Origin of the sequence: Ruegeria hyattellae, from assembly GCF_041537925.1 — a bacterium.
Classification (GTDB): Bacteria; Pseudomonadota; Alphaproteobacteria; order Rhodobacterales; family Rhodobacteraceae; genus Ruegeria_C.
Window position 1 is genome coordinate 186,420 of the sequence record NZ_JBGOSH010000001.1, and the last position, 17,564, is coordinate 203,983.

The 17,564-nt window shown below is 60.4% G+C and carries 16 protein-coding genes and 1 pseudogene; 7 read left to right on the top strand and 10 right to left on the bottom strand.

All coding sequences use genetic code 11. The features are described from left to right. Nucleotides 1-68 precede the first annotated feature (68 nt). From AB1E33_RS00890 to AB1E33_RS00900, 3 genes are read right to left on the bottom strand one after another with little or no spacing between them, the layout of a single operon-like run. Nucleotides 69-983: a pseudouridine-5'-phosphate glycosidase gene (locus AB1E33_RS00890; protein ID WP_372575370.1), complete on the bottom strand. Its 915-nt coding sequence runs from the start codon at nt 981-983 to the stop codon at nt 69-71. After that, nucleotides 980-1,873, bottom strand: coding sequence for a PfkB family carbohydrate kinase (locus AB1E33_RS00895; protein WP_372575371.1), 894 nt, complete (start codon nt 1,871-1,873; stop codon nt 980-982). Before AB1E33_RS00895 ends, AB1E33_RS00890 begins: the two co-directional genes overlap by 4 nt. A gap of 49 nt (nt 1,874-1,922) precedes the next feature. After that, entirely contained in the window at nt 1,923-2,720 is a 798-nt protein-coding gene (locus tag AB1E33_RS00900) for a DUF4198 domain-containing protein (RefSeq protein WP_372575372.1), read from the bottom strand. On the opposite strand from AB1E33_RS00900, the gene AB1E33_RS00905 reads away from it, so the two are divergent. Further along, nucleotides 2,719-3,873, top strand: coding sequence for a HupE/UreJ family protein (locus tag AB1E33_RS00905; protein ID WP_372575373.1), 1,155 nt, complete (start codon nt 2,719-2,721; stop codon nt 3,871-3,873). The genes AB1E33_RS00900 and AB1E33_RS00905 overlap by 2 nt on opposite strands. 2 nt (nt 3,874-3,875) lie before the next feature. Here AB1E33_RS00905 and AB1E33_RS00910 read toward each other — a convergent pair whose 3' ends face one another. Beyond that, nucleotides 3,876-4,496, bottom strand: coding sequence for a thiamine phosphate synthase (locus AB1E33_RS00910; RefSeq protein WP_372575374.1), 621 nt, complete (start codon nt 4,494-4,496; stop codon nt 3,876-3,878). Nucleotides 4,497-4,668: 172 nt separating this feature from the next. On the opposite strand from AB1E33_RS00910, the gene AB1E33_RS00915 reads away from it, so the two are divergent. Genes AB1E33_RS00915 through AB1E33_RS00925 form a run of 3 tightly spaced genes read left to right on the top strand, consistent with a single transcriptional unit; the run spans nt 4,669 to nt 8,093 of the window. Then, complete coding sequence (locus tag AB1E33_RS00915) at nt 4,669-5,415, top strand: RNA methyltransferase (RefSeq protein WP_372575375.1); 747 nt, start codon at nt 4,669-4,671, stop codon at nt 5,413-5,415. 60 nt (nt 5,416-5,475) lie between these two features. Next, the gene (gene ctaA / locus AB1E33_RS00920; protein WP_372575376.1) at nt 5,476-6,621 is read left to right on the top strand and encodes a heme A synthase; all 1,146 of its coding nucleotides are present in this window, start codon (nt 5,476-5,478) and stop codon (nt 6,619-6,621) included. A gap of 2 nt (nt 6,622-6,623) precedes the next feature. Next, entirely contained in the window at nt 6,624-8,093 is a 1,470-nt protein-coding gene (locus AB1E33_RS00925; protein WP_372575377.1) for a carboxypeptidase M32, read from the top strand. 140 nt (nt 8,094-8,233) lie between these two features. On the opposite strand, the gene AB1E33_RS00930 is transcribed toward AB1E33_RS00925, so the two are convergent. Next, nucleotides 8,234-8,452 (bottom strand): DUF1059 domain-containing protein, encoded by a 219-nt coding sequence (locus tag AB1E33_RS00930; protein WP_372575378.1) that lies wholly within the window; start codon nt 8,450-8,452, stop codon nt 8,234-8,236. Further along, a pseudogene (locus tag AB1E33_RS00935) lies at nt 8,452-8,781 on the bottom strand (GFA family protein); the annotation flags it as partial. The pseudogene AB1E33_RS00935 and the gene AB1E33_RS00930, both read right to left, overlap by 1 nt. A gap of 223 nt (nt 8,782-9,004) precedes the next feature. On the opposite strand from AB1E33_RS00935, the gene AB1E33_RS00940 reads away from it, so the two are divergent. Both AB1E33_RS00940 and AB1E33_RS00945 read left to right on the top strand, forming a co-directional pair. After that, entirely contained in the window at nt 9,005-9,895 is an 891-nt protein-coding gene (locus AB1E33_RS00940) for a LysR family transcriptional regulator (protein ID WP_372575379.1), read from the top strand. 267 nt (nt 9,896-10,162) lie between these two features. Beyond that, nucleotides 10,163-10,507: a hypothetical protein gene (locus AB1E33_RS00945; RefSeq protein WP_372575380.1), complete on the top strand. Its 345-nt coding sequence runs from the start codon at nt 10,163-10,165 to the stop codon at nt 10,505-10,507. A gap of 30 nt (nt 10,508-10,537) precedes the next feature. On the opposite strand, the gene AB1E33_RS00950 is transcribed toward AB1E33_RS00945, so the two are convergent. Next, nucleotides 10,538-11,425: an AEC family transporter gene (locus tag AB1E33_RS00950; RefSeq protein ID WP_372575381.1), complete on the bottom strand. Its 888-nt coding sequence runs from the start codon at nt 11,423-11,425 to the stop codon at nt 10,538-10,540. 140 nt (nt 11,426-11,565) lie between these two features. After that, nucleotides 11,566-14,292 carry a DNA gyrase subunit A gene (gene gyrA, locus AB1E33_RS00955; RefSeq protein WP_372575382.1) on the bottom strand — a complete coding sequence of 909 codons (2,727 nt, stop codon included), beginning with the start codon at nt 14,290-14,292 and terminating at the stop codon, nt 11,566-11,568. A 193-nt stretch (nt 14,293-14,485) separates the two neighbouring features. Here gyrA and AB1E33_RS00960 point away from each other — a divergent pair, with 193 nt between their 5' ends. Next, entirely contained in the window at nt 14,486-14,755 is a 270-nt protein-coding gene (locus AB1E33_RS00960; protein WP_372575383.1) for an usg protein, read from the top strand. Nucleotides 14,756-14,765: 10 nt separating this feature from the next. On the opposite strand, the gene AB1E33_RS00965 is transcribed toward AB1E33_RS00960, so the two are convergent. Together AB1E33_RS00965 and AB1E33_RS00970 are read right to left on the bottom strand one after the other, a co-directional pair. Then, the gene (locus tag AB1E33_RS00965; RefSeq protein ID WP_372575384.1) at nt 14,766-16,328 is read right to left on the bottom strand and encodes a caspase family protein; all 1,563 of its coding nucleotides are present in this window, start codon (nt 16,326-16,328) and stop codon (nt 14,766-14,768) included. A 111-nt stretch (nt 16,329-16,439) separates the two neighbouring features. Beyond that, a complete protein-coding gene (locus AB1E33_RS00970; RefSeq protein WP_372575385.1) occupies nt 16,440-17,393 on the bottom strand; it encodes a radical SAM protein in 954 nt (317 codons plus the stop codon). Between the last annotated feature and the right edge of the window lie 171 nt (nt 17,394-17,564).

Here is a 17,564-nt window from a genome sequence, read left to right on the forward strand (position 1 = left end):
GTCCAGCCCGCAGGTTAGTTAAGTCTTTCTGATCGCGGTAACAATGGGGCAGAACGGTTTCAGAGGGCTCAGCCGGTGATTTCCGACAGGGATCGGGCGATATTCGCCGCCAGACGGGCATTGTTTCGTACCAGCGCGATATTGGCGGTCAACGACCGGCCCCCGGTGCGTTCGAATATCCGTTGCAGCAGATAGGGCGTCACGGCCTTGCCGGTGATTCCATGGGTGTCGGCATCCGCCTGGCACTGGGCTATGATCGGGGCCAGTTCCTCGGCCGGGATCTGATCCTGGATCGGGATCGGGTTGGCGACCAACTGCCCGCCCGGCAGGCCGAGGGCCGCACGGGTGGCATGGGCGCGGGCGATTGTGGCGGCATCATCCATGCGCAATGGTGCCTTGAGGGGCGACTCCACGGACCAGAACGCCGGGAACGCGTCCTGTCCATGCGCGATCACCGGCACGCCGAGGGTTTCCAGGACCTCCAGCGTCTTGGCCAGGTCGAGGATCGCCTTGGCCCCTGCCGCAACAACTGTAACCGGCGTTTGCGCCAGTTCGTTCAGATCGGCGGAGATGTCGAATGTGGTCTCGGCCCCCTTGTGGACACCGCCGATGCCGCCGGTGGCAAACACTTCGATCCCGGCGCGATGGGCGGCGATCATGGTGGCGGCCACCGTGGTGGCTCCAGTGCCTCCGGTGGCGATGCAGGCCGCCATATCGGCGCGCGACAGCTTTGCCACGCCATGCGACTGGCCCAGCGTCTGCAACTCATGCGCCTCAAGCCCAACATGCAATTGCCCCTCAAGCACCGCGATGGTTGCGGGGACGGCCCCGGCATCGCGGATATCCTGTTCGACCTGCGCTGCCACCTCGATATTCTGCGGATAGGGCATGCCGTGGGTGATGATGGTGCTTTCCAGCGCCACGACGGGTTTGCCAGAGGCGCGCGCGGCGGCCACCTCAGAGGAATGTCGGATGTCGATCACAGCGGGGTCTCTCCTGAAACATAAGTCGCGGCGGCGAGCAGCGCACGGTTGAGCGCGGCTTCGCGGCCCGCACCTGTCGCCTCGGCCGCGATATGCGCGGCCATGAATGTGTCGCCTGCACCGGTCACGCGGGTGACCAGCACTGCGGGCGGGGTCTGGGTGATTGCGCCGCTAGCATCGGCCTCGGTCGCGGACTCGCCGCCATCGGTCACCAGTACCCGCAGCGCACCGCGTGCCAGCAGCGCCTGTGCGGCGGTTGCAGAGTCTGTGAACTCGGTCTGGCACAGCAGCCCGGCCTCTTCGAGATTGACGTAAAGCGTGGCGCGGGCGTTTTGCAGGAACGGCAACAGGCGCTCGGCCTTGCCGGGCGAGGCCGGGGCCACGCGTAGATCGGCGCGCGCAAAGGCCGGGTTTTTCGCGATCTCTTCAAGCAGCGATAGCGTCAGGTTCCCATCGAGTGCGACCAGACCATCATAGGGGTTGGCACGCGAGCCCAAAGCGCCACTTTCCATCGGACGCAGGATTTTCGCTCCTGCCGCTTCCAGCGAATGGGCGTCGGCTATGGCGGCGATCAACCCGTTTGCGCCCTCGACCGCCATGTAGCGATCTGTCGGCAGATCTTCGGAGCGGTAGATATGGCCGGTTTCCATCCCCATTTGCGCGCAGGCTTTGATCAATTCGTCGCCTTCGGCATCGCGCCCGATCGTGGTCAGCAGGGCCGGCGTCATGCCAAACCGCACCAACGTCATCGCGATATTCATCGCCACACCACCGGGCAGGCGGGTGATGCGTCCCGGCACGTCCGACCCCTGCCGCATGTGACTGGCCGAGCGCCCGATCACATCCCACAGAACCGACCCGATACATAGAATATCCGTCTGCTGCGTCATGTCTGCTCTCATGCCCAGAAATCGCCTGCGGTGCAAGGGCCGCTGACGCTCAGGGCACCGCGAATGTCAGCGACGCCCAGAGGCTTTCCCAGACCGCTTCCTCGGGCCCGTCATAAGAACGCAGCCGGACGGCATCCAGCAGGTAGCTGTGGCCGGATGCCACCGGAATCACGGCGCGCCCCTGCGCATCGGTGCGGATCAGCGAGATGTGCACAGTGCCATCGGGGGCGCTGTCGAATATTTCGACCTGTGCATCCGATTGCGGTTTTCCCTGGTAGTAGAGTTGCACCGTAACCCCATCCGCGAGTGGATCAGTATAGGGGTTGGTCAGGGCGACGAACTCGGTTTCCATGCCGCTGCGGGTGTCAGCGCCCTCGCCGATGCCGACTGCGACCAGCGACTTGGCATATCGGGTATAGACTTCGCGAAACCCGTCCAGAGGCAAGCCGCGGGCCAGATGCCTTTCGCGGATGTCGGGAAAATCCTTTTGATCGGCAAAGTCCTGGAATTTTTGCCAGTCCTTGTAGTCGAGCGTGTCGAGCGCGGTTTGGTGCAGGATGACCAACAGACCGTCCTGATCGGGCTGCGTGCTCAACGCCGGAATGTCGCCAAGACGGCCTTCATAGGGCATTGCCCCGTCTCCGTATCGCAACTCGAAACGGGCGAAGCGATTGGGAAAATAGGCCTGAGGTGTGCCCTTCAGTTTCTGCCCGACCCGCAGCTGCGCCGTCAGCTCTGCGCCGGTTTCGACTTGAAACTTGGACGGTTCGATCCAAAACTCATGCGCAAGGCCAGGTTGGGCAAAGACACAAGCCAAAACAAGGGCGAGCAGGGGGCGGCGGATCATGGCAGAGACCTTTCACGGGATATGTCTCAGGCTGCGCCTGCTGGTGCTGCTGTCAAGCCTTTGCTGGCTGTGCCCGTTTCTGGGCCCGCCCGCTCAGGCCCACGAGGTAACGCCAAGCATTGCCGATTTCTCGGTCAGCGAGGGTCAGCTGACCATTGAATTCCGGCTGAATGTCGAGGCGTTTCTGGCCGGGATTGATCTGGACGGGATGAGCGACACGGACGAGTCCGATCTGTCTGCCCGCTATGACAGCTATCGCGCCATGGGTTCTGCAGAACTGGAGCCGCTGGTGCGCGAGTTCGCGATCGGCTGGATCGAAACGTTGAGCATCGATGTGGGCGGGCCGGTGGACATGTCCTTTGAAGGGGTGCGCATACCGGTGATCGGCGACACTGACCTGCCGCGTGCCTCGCATCTGCTGTTTGCCGGGGATGTTCTTGCTTCCGCTCGCGACTTCCGGATGACATGGCCCGGCGGTGCCGGAGATCTCGTCCTGCGCCAGCAAGGGGTCGAGGCGCCTTACACCGGCTATCTGAAAGGTGGCGAAAGCAGCCCGGCTATCGCGCTTGCGGGCGGTGCGGCGCTTGGGCCATGGGCGACGTTTCAGTCCTATATTCCGATCGGGTTCGAACATATCCTGCCCTATGGGATCGACCATATCCTGTTTGTGCTGGGGCTGTTCTTTCTCAGTCCGCGCCTGCGCCCGCTGGTCTGGCAGATCAGCGCCTTCACGCTGGCCCATACGCTGACGCTGGCATTGGGGACATTGGGAGTGGTGCAGGTGCGGCCCGAAATCGTCGAGCCGCTGATCGCACTGTCGATCGTGTTTGTGGCGCTGGAGAATGTCTTTGTCCGGCGGCTATACCCGTGGCGACCGGTGGTGGTGTTCGGTTTTGGCCTGCTGCACGGGCTGGGCTTTGCCACCGTTCTGGGTGAATACGGGTTGCCCGCGGCGCAGTTCATCCCGGCGCTGGTGGGATTCAATATCGGGGTCGAGATCGGCCAGCTGACAGTGATCGCCATCGCGTTCCTGACAGTCGGTCTGTGGTTTCGCGACCGTAGCTGGTATCGTGGCCGGATCGCCATCCCGGCCTCGTTGGTGATTGCCGGGATCGGGGCGTATTGGTTTGTCGAGCGTGTTTATCTAACTTAAAATCAACCCATTGCAGCGACAAGCTGTTGTAGATGCGCCAGCGGATCTTCGGCTTCCCAGATTTCCTGACCAATGCCAAAAAAGTCGGTCTGTGAGGCAAGCTGGCGGACCAGATCCTCGGTCAGGCGACCCTCGGCCACGACGGGCACTTCGATCATTTCCGACCACCACTGGAACAGGTCCGGTTCGGCAAAGGTGCCATCGCCCAGGGCGGTCGCGCCGAGCGGGCCGAAACTGACATAATCGGCGCCGGCCTCGCCTGCAGACATGCCGTCATGGCGCGAGACGCCGCAGAAACTGCCCACGATGGCGTCGGCGCCCAGTTCCTTTCGGGCCGCACGGACCGAGCGGGCGGCATCGCTGAGATGCACGCCATCCAAGCCCAGCCGCTGTGCCATCAGCACGTGATCCGATATCACCAGCGCGATATCGCGGGCATGAGCCACCTCACGCAATGCGTCTGCCGTGCGAGCGATATGGTCTTCGTCGCCGCTGGACAGGGCCAGACGAATGCAGGCGATCTCGGCCCCGTCGAGAACCCGCGCCAGTTGATCGGGAAACTGCTGCGAGTCGATTTCGGGCGGGGTGATCAGGTAGATCTGCGGCTGCTCGGGGCTGTCCATGATGGCGGTCCTTCAGGTCTTGGTTTCGGGCCGTTTACTGGATTGCGGGTGCGATGGGAATATCAAAGGCGCGCTGCCGGGCAAGCTGCGGCCTGCAGGACGAAACGCCGATGCCAGCTTGCGTAACCTGCGCAGGCGCTTTAGAGCGGGCGCGGCCTTGCAGGAGTGAGACATGCCCAGCGAAAACCCCCAGCCCGCCTTCGTCCTCGTGCGCCCGCAGATGGGTGAGAATATCGGGGCGGCGGCGCGGGCGATGTGGAATTTCGGGCTGGACCGGATGCGCATCGTTGCCCCGCGCGATGGTTGGCCGAACCCCAAGGCGGTGGCCATGTCCTCGGGTGCGGGGCGGTTGCTGGATGAAGCGCAGCTTTGTGACGATCTTCCCCGCGCGCTGGTGGACTGCACCTTTGTTTTTGCCACCACCGCGCGGCAACGTGGGTTGACCAAGCCGGTGCTAAGCCCCGAAGCGGCGATGCAGATGGCCGCCGAAAAGATCGCGGCGGGGGAAAAGATCGCCGTGCTCTTTGGGCCGGAACGGGCCGGGTTGGAAAATGACGATATCGCCAAGGCCAATGCCATCATCTCGGTACCGGTGAACCCGGAATACGCCTCGCTCAACCTCGGTCAATGCGTGTTGCTGGTGGCCTATGAGTGGATGCGCCGGACCGGGGATGTGGTGCATGAAACCACCGATCTGGGAAAGGGCGACTGGGCGACCGGGCAGGAGATCGAGAAGCTGGTCGAGCATTACGAGGAGCGGCTGGAGGAGGCCGGGTTCTTCTATCCGCTCGCCAAGGCTGCAAACATGAAGCTGAACCTGCGCAACCTGTGGTCGCGGATGCGGATGACGCGGGCCGATGTGCAGATGTTGCACGGGATCATGCGGCAGATGGTGCGCTGGAAAGAACGCGGCGACTGACGCTGGACCTTCCCGCCGCAGCACCCTAGCTTGCGGCCAGACACGGAATATGAGGGCGAGATGAGCGGAAAACGCAGCATCTTCGAAGAGGTTTCGGACGACAACAAGCAAGAGTCCGTGCAACCGGGCATGATCGACCGCGGACGCGGCGGTGCGCGTGGTGGCATTCGCGCTTGGTTGATGGTGCTCTTTGCGTTGGTGGTGGCGATGATCGTGGTGGGCGGGCTGACCCGGCTGACCGATAGCGGGCTGTCGATCACCGAATGGCGTCCCGTCACCGGAGCCATTCCGCCCATGTCCGAGGTCGAGTGGCAGGCCGAGTTCGACAAATACAAGCAGATTGATCAGTGGCGTATCCAGAACAAGTGGATGGAGCTGCCGGATTTCAAGGAAATCTACTGGTGGGAATGGGGTCACAGGCAGTTGGGTCGCGTGGTCGGTCTGGTCTGGGCTGTCGGGTTCCTGGGCTTTCTGGTCTTGCGCAAAATCCCGACCGGCTGGACGGGTCGTCTGATCATTCCCGGCGCGTTGGGTGCGGTGCAGGGAGGCGTCGGCTGGTGGATGGTTGCCTCGGGCGTGACGCAGGGCGAGGGGATGACTGCGGTCGCCAGCTACCGCCTGACACTGCATCTGGGGCTGGCTTTTGTCATTTTGGGTGTGCTGGGCTGGTATATCTTCCAGCTGGGACGTGAGGAACGAGAATTGATGCAGGCGCGCCGCGCGAAAGAGGCAAAGCTGTTCTCGCTCTCGACGGGCCTGATGCATTTCGCCTTCTTGCAGATCCTGCTGGGCGCGCTGGTTGCAGGGATCGATGCCGGACGGTCCTTTACCGACTGGCCGCTGATGGGCGGGCAGATCCTGCCGCCGGATGCGACGGTGCTGGAGCCGATTTGGCGGAACCTCTTTGAAAGCCCCGGTCTGGTGCAGTGGATTCACCGTGTTGCGGGGTATCTGCTGCTGATCTTTGGCATCGTTGTTTGGCGACGTGGCCGGTCCAGCGCCCATCCCCAGACCCGCTTTGCCTTCAACGCGGTGCTGGCCGGGCTGTTGCTGCAGGTGGTTCTGGGCGTCATCACCGTGATTTATGCCGCGCCCTGGCAGATCGCCATTGTGCACCAGTTGATGGCGGTTCTGGTCTGGGTGCTGATCCTGCGGGCGCGGTTCCTCTGTGCCTATCCAGTTTCCACCTCTGTTCGGGGAATTTGACCATGACGGCCTATGACGAGTTGATGGCTTATCAGCGCGAGACAACCGCGCTTGGCATGATTGCGGGCCGATTGGGCTGGGATCAGGAAACCGTGATGCCACGCGGCGCAGCCAGCCAGCGAGGTGAGGAGATGGCCGCGATCGAGGCGGTGCTGCATGGCCGCCGCTCGGACCCGCGCGTGGGCGATTGGTTGGCCAGTGCCGAGGCCCCGGATGAAGCAGGCGCCGCCCAGCTGCGAGAGATCCGCCGCGCCTATGAGCGCACGGTCAAAGTACCCGCTGACCTTGCCAAACGCATCGCGCAGGTAACGTCCGAGGCGCAGGGAAAATGGGCACAAGCCCGCGCCGATGAGGATGTGGTGGCTTTTCTTCCGGTGCTCGAAGAGGTGGTAGCCCTCAAACGCGAAGAGGGCGCGGCGCTGGCCTCGGGTGGGGATGTCTATGACGCCTTGGTCGAGGATTATGAGCCGCATACGACTGCGGCTCAGATCGGCGCGATCTTTGATGCGATGCGGCCCCGGCTGGTCGATCTGCGCGCAAGGCTGCTGGCGCGGCCCATGCCTGCGGGGGTGGAGGAGACCTTCGAGGAGGCCAAGCAGATGGACCTCACCCGTCTTTTGGCGCGGGTCTTTGGTTATGACATGGACCGGGGCCGGTTGGACAAGGCGGTTCACCCGTTCAGTTCGGGGTCCGGCAATGATGTGCGGATCACCACGCGCACCAGCCTGACCGACCCGTTCAACTGCTTCTATTCAACCATTCACGAAGTCGGCCACGCCACCTATGAGCAAAACATCGACCCGGCCTATTTGTTGACGCCGCTGGGGCAGGGTGCCTCTATGGGTGTGCATGAAAGCCAGAGCCGGATTTACGAAAACCAGTTGGGCCGCTCGCGCGCCTTCACCGGCTGGCTCTACGCGCAGATGCGCGACAGGTTCGGGGATTTCGGGATCGCGGATGCAGATGCCTTCTATGCTGCCGTCAATCGCGTCCATAACGGGTACATCCGCACCGAGGCGGATGAGGTGCAGTATAACCTGCACATCATGCTGCGCTTCGATCTGGAACGGGCGCTGATGCAGGGTGATCTGCAGGTCAGTGATCTTGAGGTCGCCTGGAACGACCGGTTCAAGGCCGATTTCGGTTATGCGGTCGACACGCCCTCGAATGGCTGTCTGCAGGATGTGCACTGGTCCGTCGGCCTTTTTGGCTACTTCCCGACCTACAGCCTGGGCAATGTCTATGCCGGGTGCCTTTATGAAGCGCTGCGCCGGGCGGTTCCCGATCTGGATACGCAATTGGCCACTGGAGACAGCTCCGGCGCGACAGGCTGGCTGCGCGACAACCTACAACACTTCGGCGGGCTCTACGCGCCGCGCGATGTGATCAAGCGGGCTAGCGGTATGGAACCGTCACCCGAGCCACTGCTGGGCTACCTTGAAACTAAGTTTGGCGGGATTTATGGGCTTTGAGGCTTGCGCCTGACGCAGGCCAAAGGTCCGCTGAGCGGATTTTGCTGCCGTTCGTTGCGTGCTTGCTCATTGCTTTCATTCCGCCGTAGTTACCACCGGAAAATTGGCGTTGGTCGAGGCAATAGGCAATTCCTGAAAGCTCACACCGACACCTTACAATCCACTTCGACCGCCACGATCAGGGAATTAAGATATTCTCTAGTATCCTGATCCCAGTCATCGGAATTTTCGCCGTGGGCGAGCCGCGCGTGGTGACCGATCATCTCCAAAAGTTCTTCTTTGGTGTTGGCGACAATGGATGCCGGGCAGGCCTCCATCCCTTCGCAGTGGCGGCATGAGTATGAGTAAGCTTTGGTCATCATTCTTCTCCGGTGATGCGTCCTGGCATTCCGTCGTAAAGTCGGAAATCCTCGTTGTATTTCACCCAGTGAAGCCGGTCCTTGAGGAAGACGTGGGTTTCGGGTGTGATCGAATTGGGATCGTCCAGCGTGGCGATCATGATCGCGAGATCGTCCCACCCCTCACCACGAAAGGTCATCGGCGAACCGCAGGTGCTACAAAACCCTCGGTAAATTCCCGGCGAACTTTGGTACTCGGTGGTCTTTTGCCCTAAAAATTCAACGTTCTCCGGACTCACACCGAACCAACTGGAATAGGGGCCGCCTGTGGCCCGGCGGCAATCATCGCAATGGCAATTCCCGGCCCAATTGTGGGGTGCCTTGGCTCTTTAGCGAATGGCGCCACAGCGACAGCCACCTTGAATTGCACTTTCCTTTTCTGGCATTGCTCCAACCCTTCTTGTTAGAAAATCTGTGTGAAGTTGATTGGTTTCATCGGTGCCATCCAGCGTTGACCAAATACTTGAACAATGCCATTCAAGAATTCATGAATAATGTTAGAAAAACTAACGAATGAACTGGCGCGACCTACCTTCACTGAATGCTCTGAAGGCCTTCGCCGCTGTGGCGGAACACGGCAGCTACTCGAAGGGCGGCGCGGCGCTTAACGTCACCCACTCCGCCGTTGTCCAACAAATCCGCTCACTGGAACGCGACATCGGCACGCCTCTAGTCCTGCGTGAAGGGCGCGGAATCGCCTTGACCGAGGAGGGACGGCGACTGGCCCACGATCTCGCCGAAGGCTTTCGCAAGATTGGCGCGAGCGTCGAAGCCCTGACCGAAGACGTCGAAACACGGCCCGTTCAGGTCACCATGTCTCCGGCCTTTGCCACCAAATGGTTGATGCCCCGCCTGTCAGACTTCCAGACCCGACACCCGGAAATCACCCTGCTGTTGAACCCTACGGGCCGTTTCATCGAACTCAAGCCCGGCGGCGTGGACGTCGCAATCCGATACGCGCGCTACGATCGGATGATCGACCCTGTGGACACACTTCTTGACCTGGACCTTTTGGTTGTGGGCCGCCCGGAACTCCTTCGTGCTCCCGAAACCCTAAATGCCCGCGATCTCCTCCACCGCCCTTGGCTGCAGGAACTAGGCACGCAAGAAGTTGCCGATTGGTTCGCGCGGCACGGCGTGGAAATGCAGCCGCCGCCACAAATCTCTCATATGCCCGGAAACCTGATCATGGACGCGGTCAAGCGCGGGGACGGCATAACCTATACGGTTCGCGAATGGGTCGAACAGGATATCGAGAAGGGAGACCTGATTGAGCTGTTTCTGGAGAGAAGTGCCGGGCAGTTCTACATCCATACTCTGGATCTTCCACAGCGTGCCTCTGTTCGCACATTTATCCGTTGGCTATGCCGACAATCGAATGCCCAGAAGCGTATTGAAAGGTAGAGCATTTCCTAGCGTCTAGACCGTCTGCTCTGGGTTCGGACCAGACATTCAGTTCCGGTCTGACCAAACACCGTCCGAACTCATCCACCAAAAGACCCTCATTGTGATATCTTTCACAGAAACAATCAGTGCGCTGTGGTAATCATTGTTTGGCAAGGTGTCGACTGACGGCATAAAGTTTCAAGAAAAAGGTCATTTTTTGAAGCAATATTGCGCGATCTGTGCCACACTTGTCTTGTAGTAGTGAGTAAATAGTGCGGTGTTGTTATGTTACATTCAAATCCTATTCCGTCTGGGCCGCAACCTGCGTCCATAGACTGCGAAACGGCGATCCTGATCCGGTCCGTCTTCCTTCCCATTTTCAATCGCGTCTCAAGTTGGACGGCGCTGATTGATGAGATGCAGGCCAGGGAATACAGCCTTGCCTTCCGGGGCGGGACGTTCTCGATCATTGATGACCGGAACGGCAAACGACTGTGCGGATTGCGTTTCCTCGGGTTGAACATGCAAGAGCTTGTCGCACGGATGGGACGGCCGAAAGTGGTCGTGCGTTCCGGACGTGACGCCGATGGTGAACTGATGCGCGATCCAGCGGAACTCCCGCAGAACTGAGATGTTACGCCAGAGCCGGAACAGGCTGCCTCAAATCCAGTAGGTCAGCGCAATCGGCAGCACCAGAATGGTGGCGAGCGTAGACACGAGGATGAACCCGGCAACATCGGGTCCGTATTCCGGCATATGCTGATCGATGAAGAGATAGGTCGCGACGGATGAGGGCATCAGGCAACACAGCATAAAGGCCCCGCGCTCAGCCCCGGTAAAGCCAAAGACCGGCACCAGAAGGCTGGCGATGGCCACCGCCATGATCAGATGTAGCAGCGTCAGGACCACCGACCGCCAGAGGGCGCCCACCTTGAGCGTCGCCAGCGTGTGGCCCAATGTCAGCAGCATCAACGGGATCGACAGACCGCCCAGAATGTCAAAGGATTTCTCGACCGGAGAGGGCAGGGTCTGACCTGTCGCCATCAGCCCAAGCGAGATGATCACCGCATAGATGATGGGCGAGGTCAGCAGGCTTTCTAGCGAAAAGCTCCCGGCGGGGATCCACATGCCGATCGTAAAGACGCTGACCAGTACCACCACGACAAAGGCCATCGTATAAGCCATGCCCGCATCGCCGAAGGCCAGCAGCGTGATCGGCAGGCCGATATTGCCCACATTGGAATGCATCAGCGGCGTCAGAAAGGCCCGCACAGGCAGGCGCATGGCCTTGAGAACCAGAAAGCCAAGGATGCCGAACCCTGCAACCACCAGAGAAGCTGCGGCGAGCATGTCCAGAAAGGACCCCACCGCGATCTTTGTGCTCGAAAGATGCGAGATGATCAGGGTTGGATACCCGACCTTTGCCACAATTCCGCCGACGACCTTGTTGTCGAACGGCGCCTTGATCACCGCCAGCCACCAGCCGACCCCGGCGCAGATCATCACTGGTAGAACCACATTCAGGACATGCAGGAAGAGCTGTTCCAAATCTCACCTTGTTTCAACCGCTACCCAGGCGGGTGCCTTGCCAACCTTCCTGAATGGCGTCGAAACAACAAGAAGTTCAGGCGGTATTTGCGGAACAAGCGCCATTTAAGGCGCTTGCCCAAGACGTGTCGGAGCGCTTTTTAGGCGTCGGTTTCGTCCTCGGCCTGTTCTGCGATCCAGGCGACACTGACGACCTCTTCGCCCTTGCCGGTGTTGAACACCTTGACCCCGCCGGCAGAGCGCGAGCGGAACGAGATACCGTCAACCGGCACCCGGATCGACTGGCCCTTGGATGTGGCCAGCATGATCTGATCATCCAGTTCCACCGGGAAGGACGCCACCAGCGCGCCGCCGCGCATGGCCTTGTCCATCGCCGCCACGCCCATACCGCCGCGTCCGCGCACCGGGTAGTCGTGCGAAGAACTCAGCTTGCCGGAGCCACCGGAGGTGATGGTCAGGATCAGCATTTCAGAGGCCGACATCTCGGCGTATTTCTCCTGGCTGAAATCGCTGCTGGCAGCAACGCCGTCATCCTCGCCGTTGTCATCATCGGTCAGGCCCGCAACGGCGCGGCGCATCTTCAGATAGGCGGCGCGGTCCTCGGGACTGGCTTCGAAATGACGGATCACCGACATCGATACGACGCGGTCACCATTGCTGAGCCTGATGCCCCGCACCCCGGTCGACTCGCGTGAGTTGAAGACCCGCACATCGGTGGTACGGAACCGGATCGCGCGGCCGGAATTGGTGACCAGCATCACGTCGTCCTCATCCGAGCAGATGCGCGCGTTTACCAGTTCCACCGCTTCGGGCAGCTTCATCGCGATCTTGCCGTTGCGGCGGACATTGGTGAAGTCAGACAGCCGGTTGCGCCGCACGTCGCCTGCGCTGGTGGCAAAGACCACCTGCAGGTTTTCCCATTCCTCATCGGGCACATCGACCGGCATGATCGCTGCGATCGAGACGCCCACCGGGATTGGCAGGATGTTGACAATGGCCTTGCCCTTGCCGGTTCGCCCGCTCAGCGGCAGACGCCAGGTCTTGAGCTTGTAGACCATGCCGTCAGTGGTGAAGAACAGCAATTGCGTATGGGTGTTGGCCACGAAGAGGGTGGTGACCACGTCTTCTTCCTTGGTCTGCATGCCCGACAGCCCCTTGCCGCCGCGTTTCTGCGACCGGAAATCGGCGAGCGGGGTGCGTTTGATATAGCCACCGCTTGTCACGGTCACGACCATATCTTCGCGCTCGATCAGGTCCTCGTCGTCCATGTCGCCCGACCAGTCGACGATCTCAGTGCGGCGCGGCACGGCGAATTGGTCGCGCACCTCGCGCAGTTCTTCGGCGATGATGTTCATGATGCGCTCGCGCGATCCCAGAATCTCAAGGTATTCCTTGATCTTGCCAGCCAGTTCTTCCAACTCGTCGGTGACTTCCTTGACCCCGATCTGGGTCAGGCGCTGCAGACGCAATTCCAGAATGGCACGGGCCTGGGTTTCCGACAGGTTATAGGTGCCATCCTCATTCGCGGTATGGGTCGGATCGTCGATCAAGTCGATGTATTCCAGGATCGGCTGGGCGGGCCAGCGCCGGGTCATCAGCTTTTCCCGAGCCTCAGACGCGTCAGCCGATTGCCGGATCGTTGCCACGATCTCGTCGATATTGGTAACCGCTACGGCCAAACCACACAGGATATGGCTACGCTCGCGCGCCTTGCGCAACAGAAACGCTGTGCGGCGGGCAACAACCTCCTCGCGGAAGTCGATGAACGACGTCAGGAACCGGCGCAGGGTCAGCTGCTCGGGGCGACCACCATTCAGCGCCAGCATATTGCAACCGAAATAGGTTTGCATTGACGAGAAGCGATAGAGTTGGTTCAGCACAACCTCGGGCGTTGCGTCGCGCTTCAGCTCGACGACAACGCGAACGCCGTTTCGGTCGGATTCGTCCTGCACATGGGCAACGCCTTCAATCTTTTTCTCGCGCACCTGTTCGGCGATCTTTTCGATCATCGAGGCCTTGTTCACCTGATAGGGGATCTCGTCCACGACGATGGCGTAGCGATCCTTGCGAATCTCTTCGGTGCGGGTCTTGGCGCGGATGACGACACTGCCGCGTCCTTCCAGATAGGCCTTGCGCGCGCCTGAGCGGCCCAGCATCACGCCTCCTGTGGGGAAATCGGGGCCGGGCACATATTCGATCAGTTGCTCTGATGTCAGGTCCGGATCGTCTATCAGCGCCAGCGTGGCGTCGACAACCTCGCCCAGATTGTGCGGCGGGATGTTGGTGGCCATGCCGACGGCAATACCGCCGGCGCCATTGACCAGCATGTTCGGGAAGCGAGCGGGCAGGACAGTCGGTTCCTTGTCCTTGCCGTCGTAGTTGTCCTGAAAATCGACCGTGTCTTTTTCGATATCGGCCAGGATCGCGGCGGCGGGCTTGTCCATCCGCACTTCGGTATAGCGCATCGCCGCCGGGTTATCGCCATCCATCGAACCAAAGTTGCCCTGACCGTCGAGCAGCGGCAGCGACATCGAGAAATCCTGCGCCATCCGCACCAGCGCGTCATAGATCGCGCTGTCCCCATGCGGGTGGTATTTACCCATCACGTCACCGACCGGACGCGCCGATTTGCGGTAGGATTTTTCATGGGTATTCCCGGTCTCGTGCATCGCATAAAGGATGCGCCGGTGCACCGGTTTCAGACCGTCGCGCAGGTCGGGAATGGCACGGCTGACGATCACGCTCATCGCGTAATCGAGATAAGATGTGCGCATCTCGGATTCGATGGAAACCGTCGGCCCGTCATAGACTGGGCGTTCAGGCGGGGTTTCATCCATGTTTTCAGGAGTTTCTGGCGTGTCGCTCAAGTGGTCTGCCCGATCTTCATTCTGGGTCTATATCTTGTGGCTGCACCTTATCAGAGAGCGCATATAGGGTGCAAGCGGCGTGATTTGTGACGCAAAAAGCGCAGTTCACGTTGCGTTAACATATTGTTTTCCGGAAAGATTAACCATTTTCGTGCTATCATGGGGGGACCACAGCACAAACTGGAGGTCTTAGATGGAGAGAAGTGAAACAGAGTTGATGCTTAAAGGGTACGGGCTGACCACGGCGGAATTTTTCTACCACATGCCTGATTATGTCCATGTTCTGAATACATTTATTTGGCAAGAATACGATCTGGCGCCAGATCACCCGAAGCTCTTTGAATTCGTGGAATTCTGGCAGCGAGAGATTGAAGGCCCGCTGCATTCGGTGCGGTTCACGCATCGCAAGATGATTTCGCCGGGGGAATGGCGGAATGTGAAGGGGGAATTCTACGTCAACTGACGCGCACGCTTCAGCCCACGCGCCAGGCATAAACGGCACATCCGGTGGAGCCGTTGGCGGTGAAGCTGTTGCCATCCGGCGCAAGCCGACCGCGCCATGTCACCGTGATGCCGGGGAAATAATCGGTCCCTGAAAGCTGGCTTTCGTTCAGATAGATCACGGTATTGGCCTTCTGGCCCAGTGAATCCGCCAAGCGGCCATTGTACTTGTTCCCGCCGGCAGGCGAATAGCGGACCTGTCCCGTCACGTTGACCACGAGAGCGCAGGTTGCTTTGTAATTCCAGATTCCCGCCATACTCAGCGCAGTGGTCTTCGGGGTCGGGGCGGGTGCGGGCGCCACCGCGACCTTGCAGATCGTGCCGCTATGGCCCTGCAACTCTTCCAATGCATGGGCCGTTCCCAGGTCATCCGCGCCCAGATCGGACCCGCTTTCACGCAGATAAGCGCTGAATGCCCGTTTCGTTCGGCGTCCGGCGATCCCGTCAGCTCCACCCGCACTGCACCCCAGCGCATTCAGCGCCACTTGCGTGTCGCGCATGACATTGCGCCGGTCGGTCACCACCGGTGCAGCAGCCGCCTCAACCGCTTCCGTGTCCGCCTGACGGGAAACGGGGGCGGTGTCGACCTGTGCCAGCGACTCGCGCAGTTGCAGCGCAACCGTGTAGCTGTAATCGTCCGAGTTCGCCTTGTAGCGGTTGAGAAAGCTGTCCAGAGCGTTCACCGTGCCGACTGAGCGCGCCAGTTCCAGATCGGCGCGCATGTCGGTGTCGGGCAGGGCGCTTGCCACTGGTGCAGCTATGGCGGCGTTGGTGAAATAGAACTCCCCCAGCAATTCGTCGTAATAGGCAGGCACCTGACGGTGCTGCACCGAATTGGCCAGGTCGCGAACCTCAATACGCAGGTCCGAAACCAGCACGCGCAGTTCCAGCCCCGGTTTCGAAAGACGCGGCAGTAGCGCGCGGGTAAAGACAGAGTTCTGCGCCTCGTCCCTGTCATGCAGCCGGTCCAAAGCCATCTGACCCGCACCTGCCGAGAAGATCACGAATGTGCCCTGCGGTGCCGCAATCCGGCCCAGACCCCGTGTGCCGCCGATGCTGCGGCCCTGAACGGTTTCGAACGGGTTGTCGCGGCAGGCGTCGATCACTGCGATGGCGGTGCGTGCACCGGTCTTGCGCACCCGGTCCAGCAGGTTCGACAAGGCAATGGACTCGGATTTCACGAAATCGCTCTCGCCACTGGAGGGCGCGACAATATCGGTGGGCAGCAGGTAATTCTCGCCGTCGATTTCCACGCCGTGACCCGCATAGAACACGAAAGCGGTGTCGCCGGGTTGCAGTTTCGAAGTGAACTCCGAGATGCGGCGGTTCATGCCGCGCCGGTCCTGATCGATGGCCTCGACTGTATCGAACCCAAGCCCGCGCAGCTTTTCACTGACCGCGCGTGCGTCAGCGCCGGCCTTTTCCAGAACAGGCACATCTGAATAGCTGTCATTGCCAATGACCAGAGCAAGCCGGTTCGCGGCCAACGCGCCATGGGGCAGCAAGCCCAGCAGCAGGATAAGAACATAGCGCATGACGAATTCCTTGTAATCGACGGGCACGAAAGGTTTGGGCCTGCCTCGCACTATACGAATCCCTTGCCCGGGCGATCAGTGAATTTTGTCACAATGTAGAATTTCGGGCGCTCAGGCGGAACAGCTTGCCCCGCCCAGCACGCAGAATTTGGCGCAATGGGGATGATTCAGATGCACATCGCGCTCGGCCTCCTGCAGGGTTTTGCCCAGTTCGAACTCGGGCGAATAGGGCAACAGCGTGCAGGCCAGAACCGTGGGCGAGGATGCCCCCTTGCGCTTGACCACCATCCGCGAGCTTGCGCACATAACCTGATCGGGAGATTTGTTTAGGATGCCCCAGCAAGCAGTTGTAATCTCGGGTACTTCGGCGGTTTCATCCATCTCTGGAAACAGCACGGTCTGACCCGGATCGCTGGCATCGATGTCGAACCCGTGCGCCTGATAAAACGCGCCATAGCCCGCGCGGCTTTCCACGTCGCTGTCGCCCCAGACGGTACGACCGGCCACCGCCATGCGGACCCCGTTGTCGCGCAGCCAGCACATCCCTTCGAGGGTTTTTTCGAAACTGCCCGCGCCGCGTTCTTCGTCATGCAATTCGGGGCGATAATGATCGACCGAAATGCGCAGGGTCAGCTTGTCACCGTAGCGCGTGCGCAAATCCTGCAAACCGGCGCGCATGGGTTTTCGCATCATCGGTCGCATGGCGTTGGTGAGAATCAGCACCTCATAGCCGCGCGACAGGCAGGCCTCGGCCATTTCGATCATCTGCGGGTTCATGAAGGGCTCGCCCCCAGTAAACCCGATCTCGCGCACCGGCCAGCCGCGCCCCTCGATCTGATCCAGATAACCCGATACTTCAGCCGCAGTGATATAGACCAGTGCGTCATTGGTCGGGCTGCTGAGGATATAGCAGTTGGCACATTCGATATTGCACAGCGTTCCGGTGTTGAACCACAGGGTTTCCGGCCGTGTCAGTGCCACGCTGGCGCGCTGCGATCCATCCGCGGTGACATGCCTGTTCTGGAACTTGCCCGCATTCGCGGTTGGCTGCTCAAGGTCTTTCATGATTATCTTCCGGCGTGGTGAGTTGAATGATATCTACCGCATAGATGGGGATGGGGGAACGAAACGCCCCATCAGGTGACAGGTTTGTGATTGTTAGAGAAATGTCGTCTTTCGCAAATATTGTTGGCGCTAACATTGGACTTTGGCAAAGCGACGGATTAAGGACGGGTC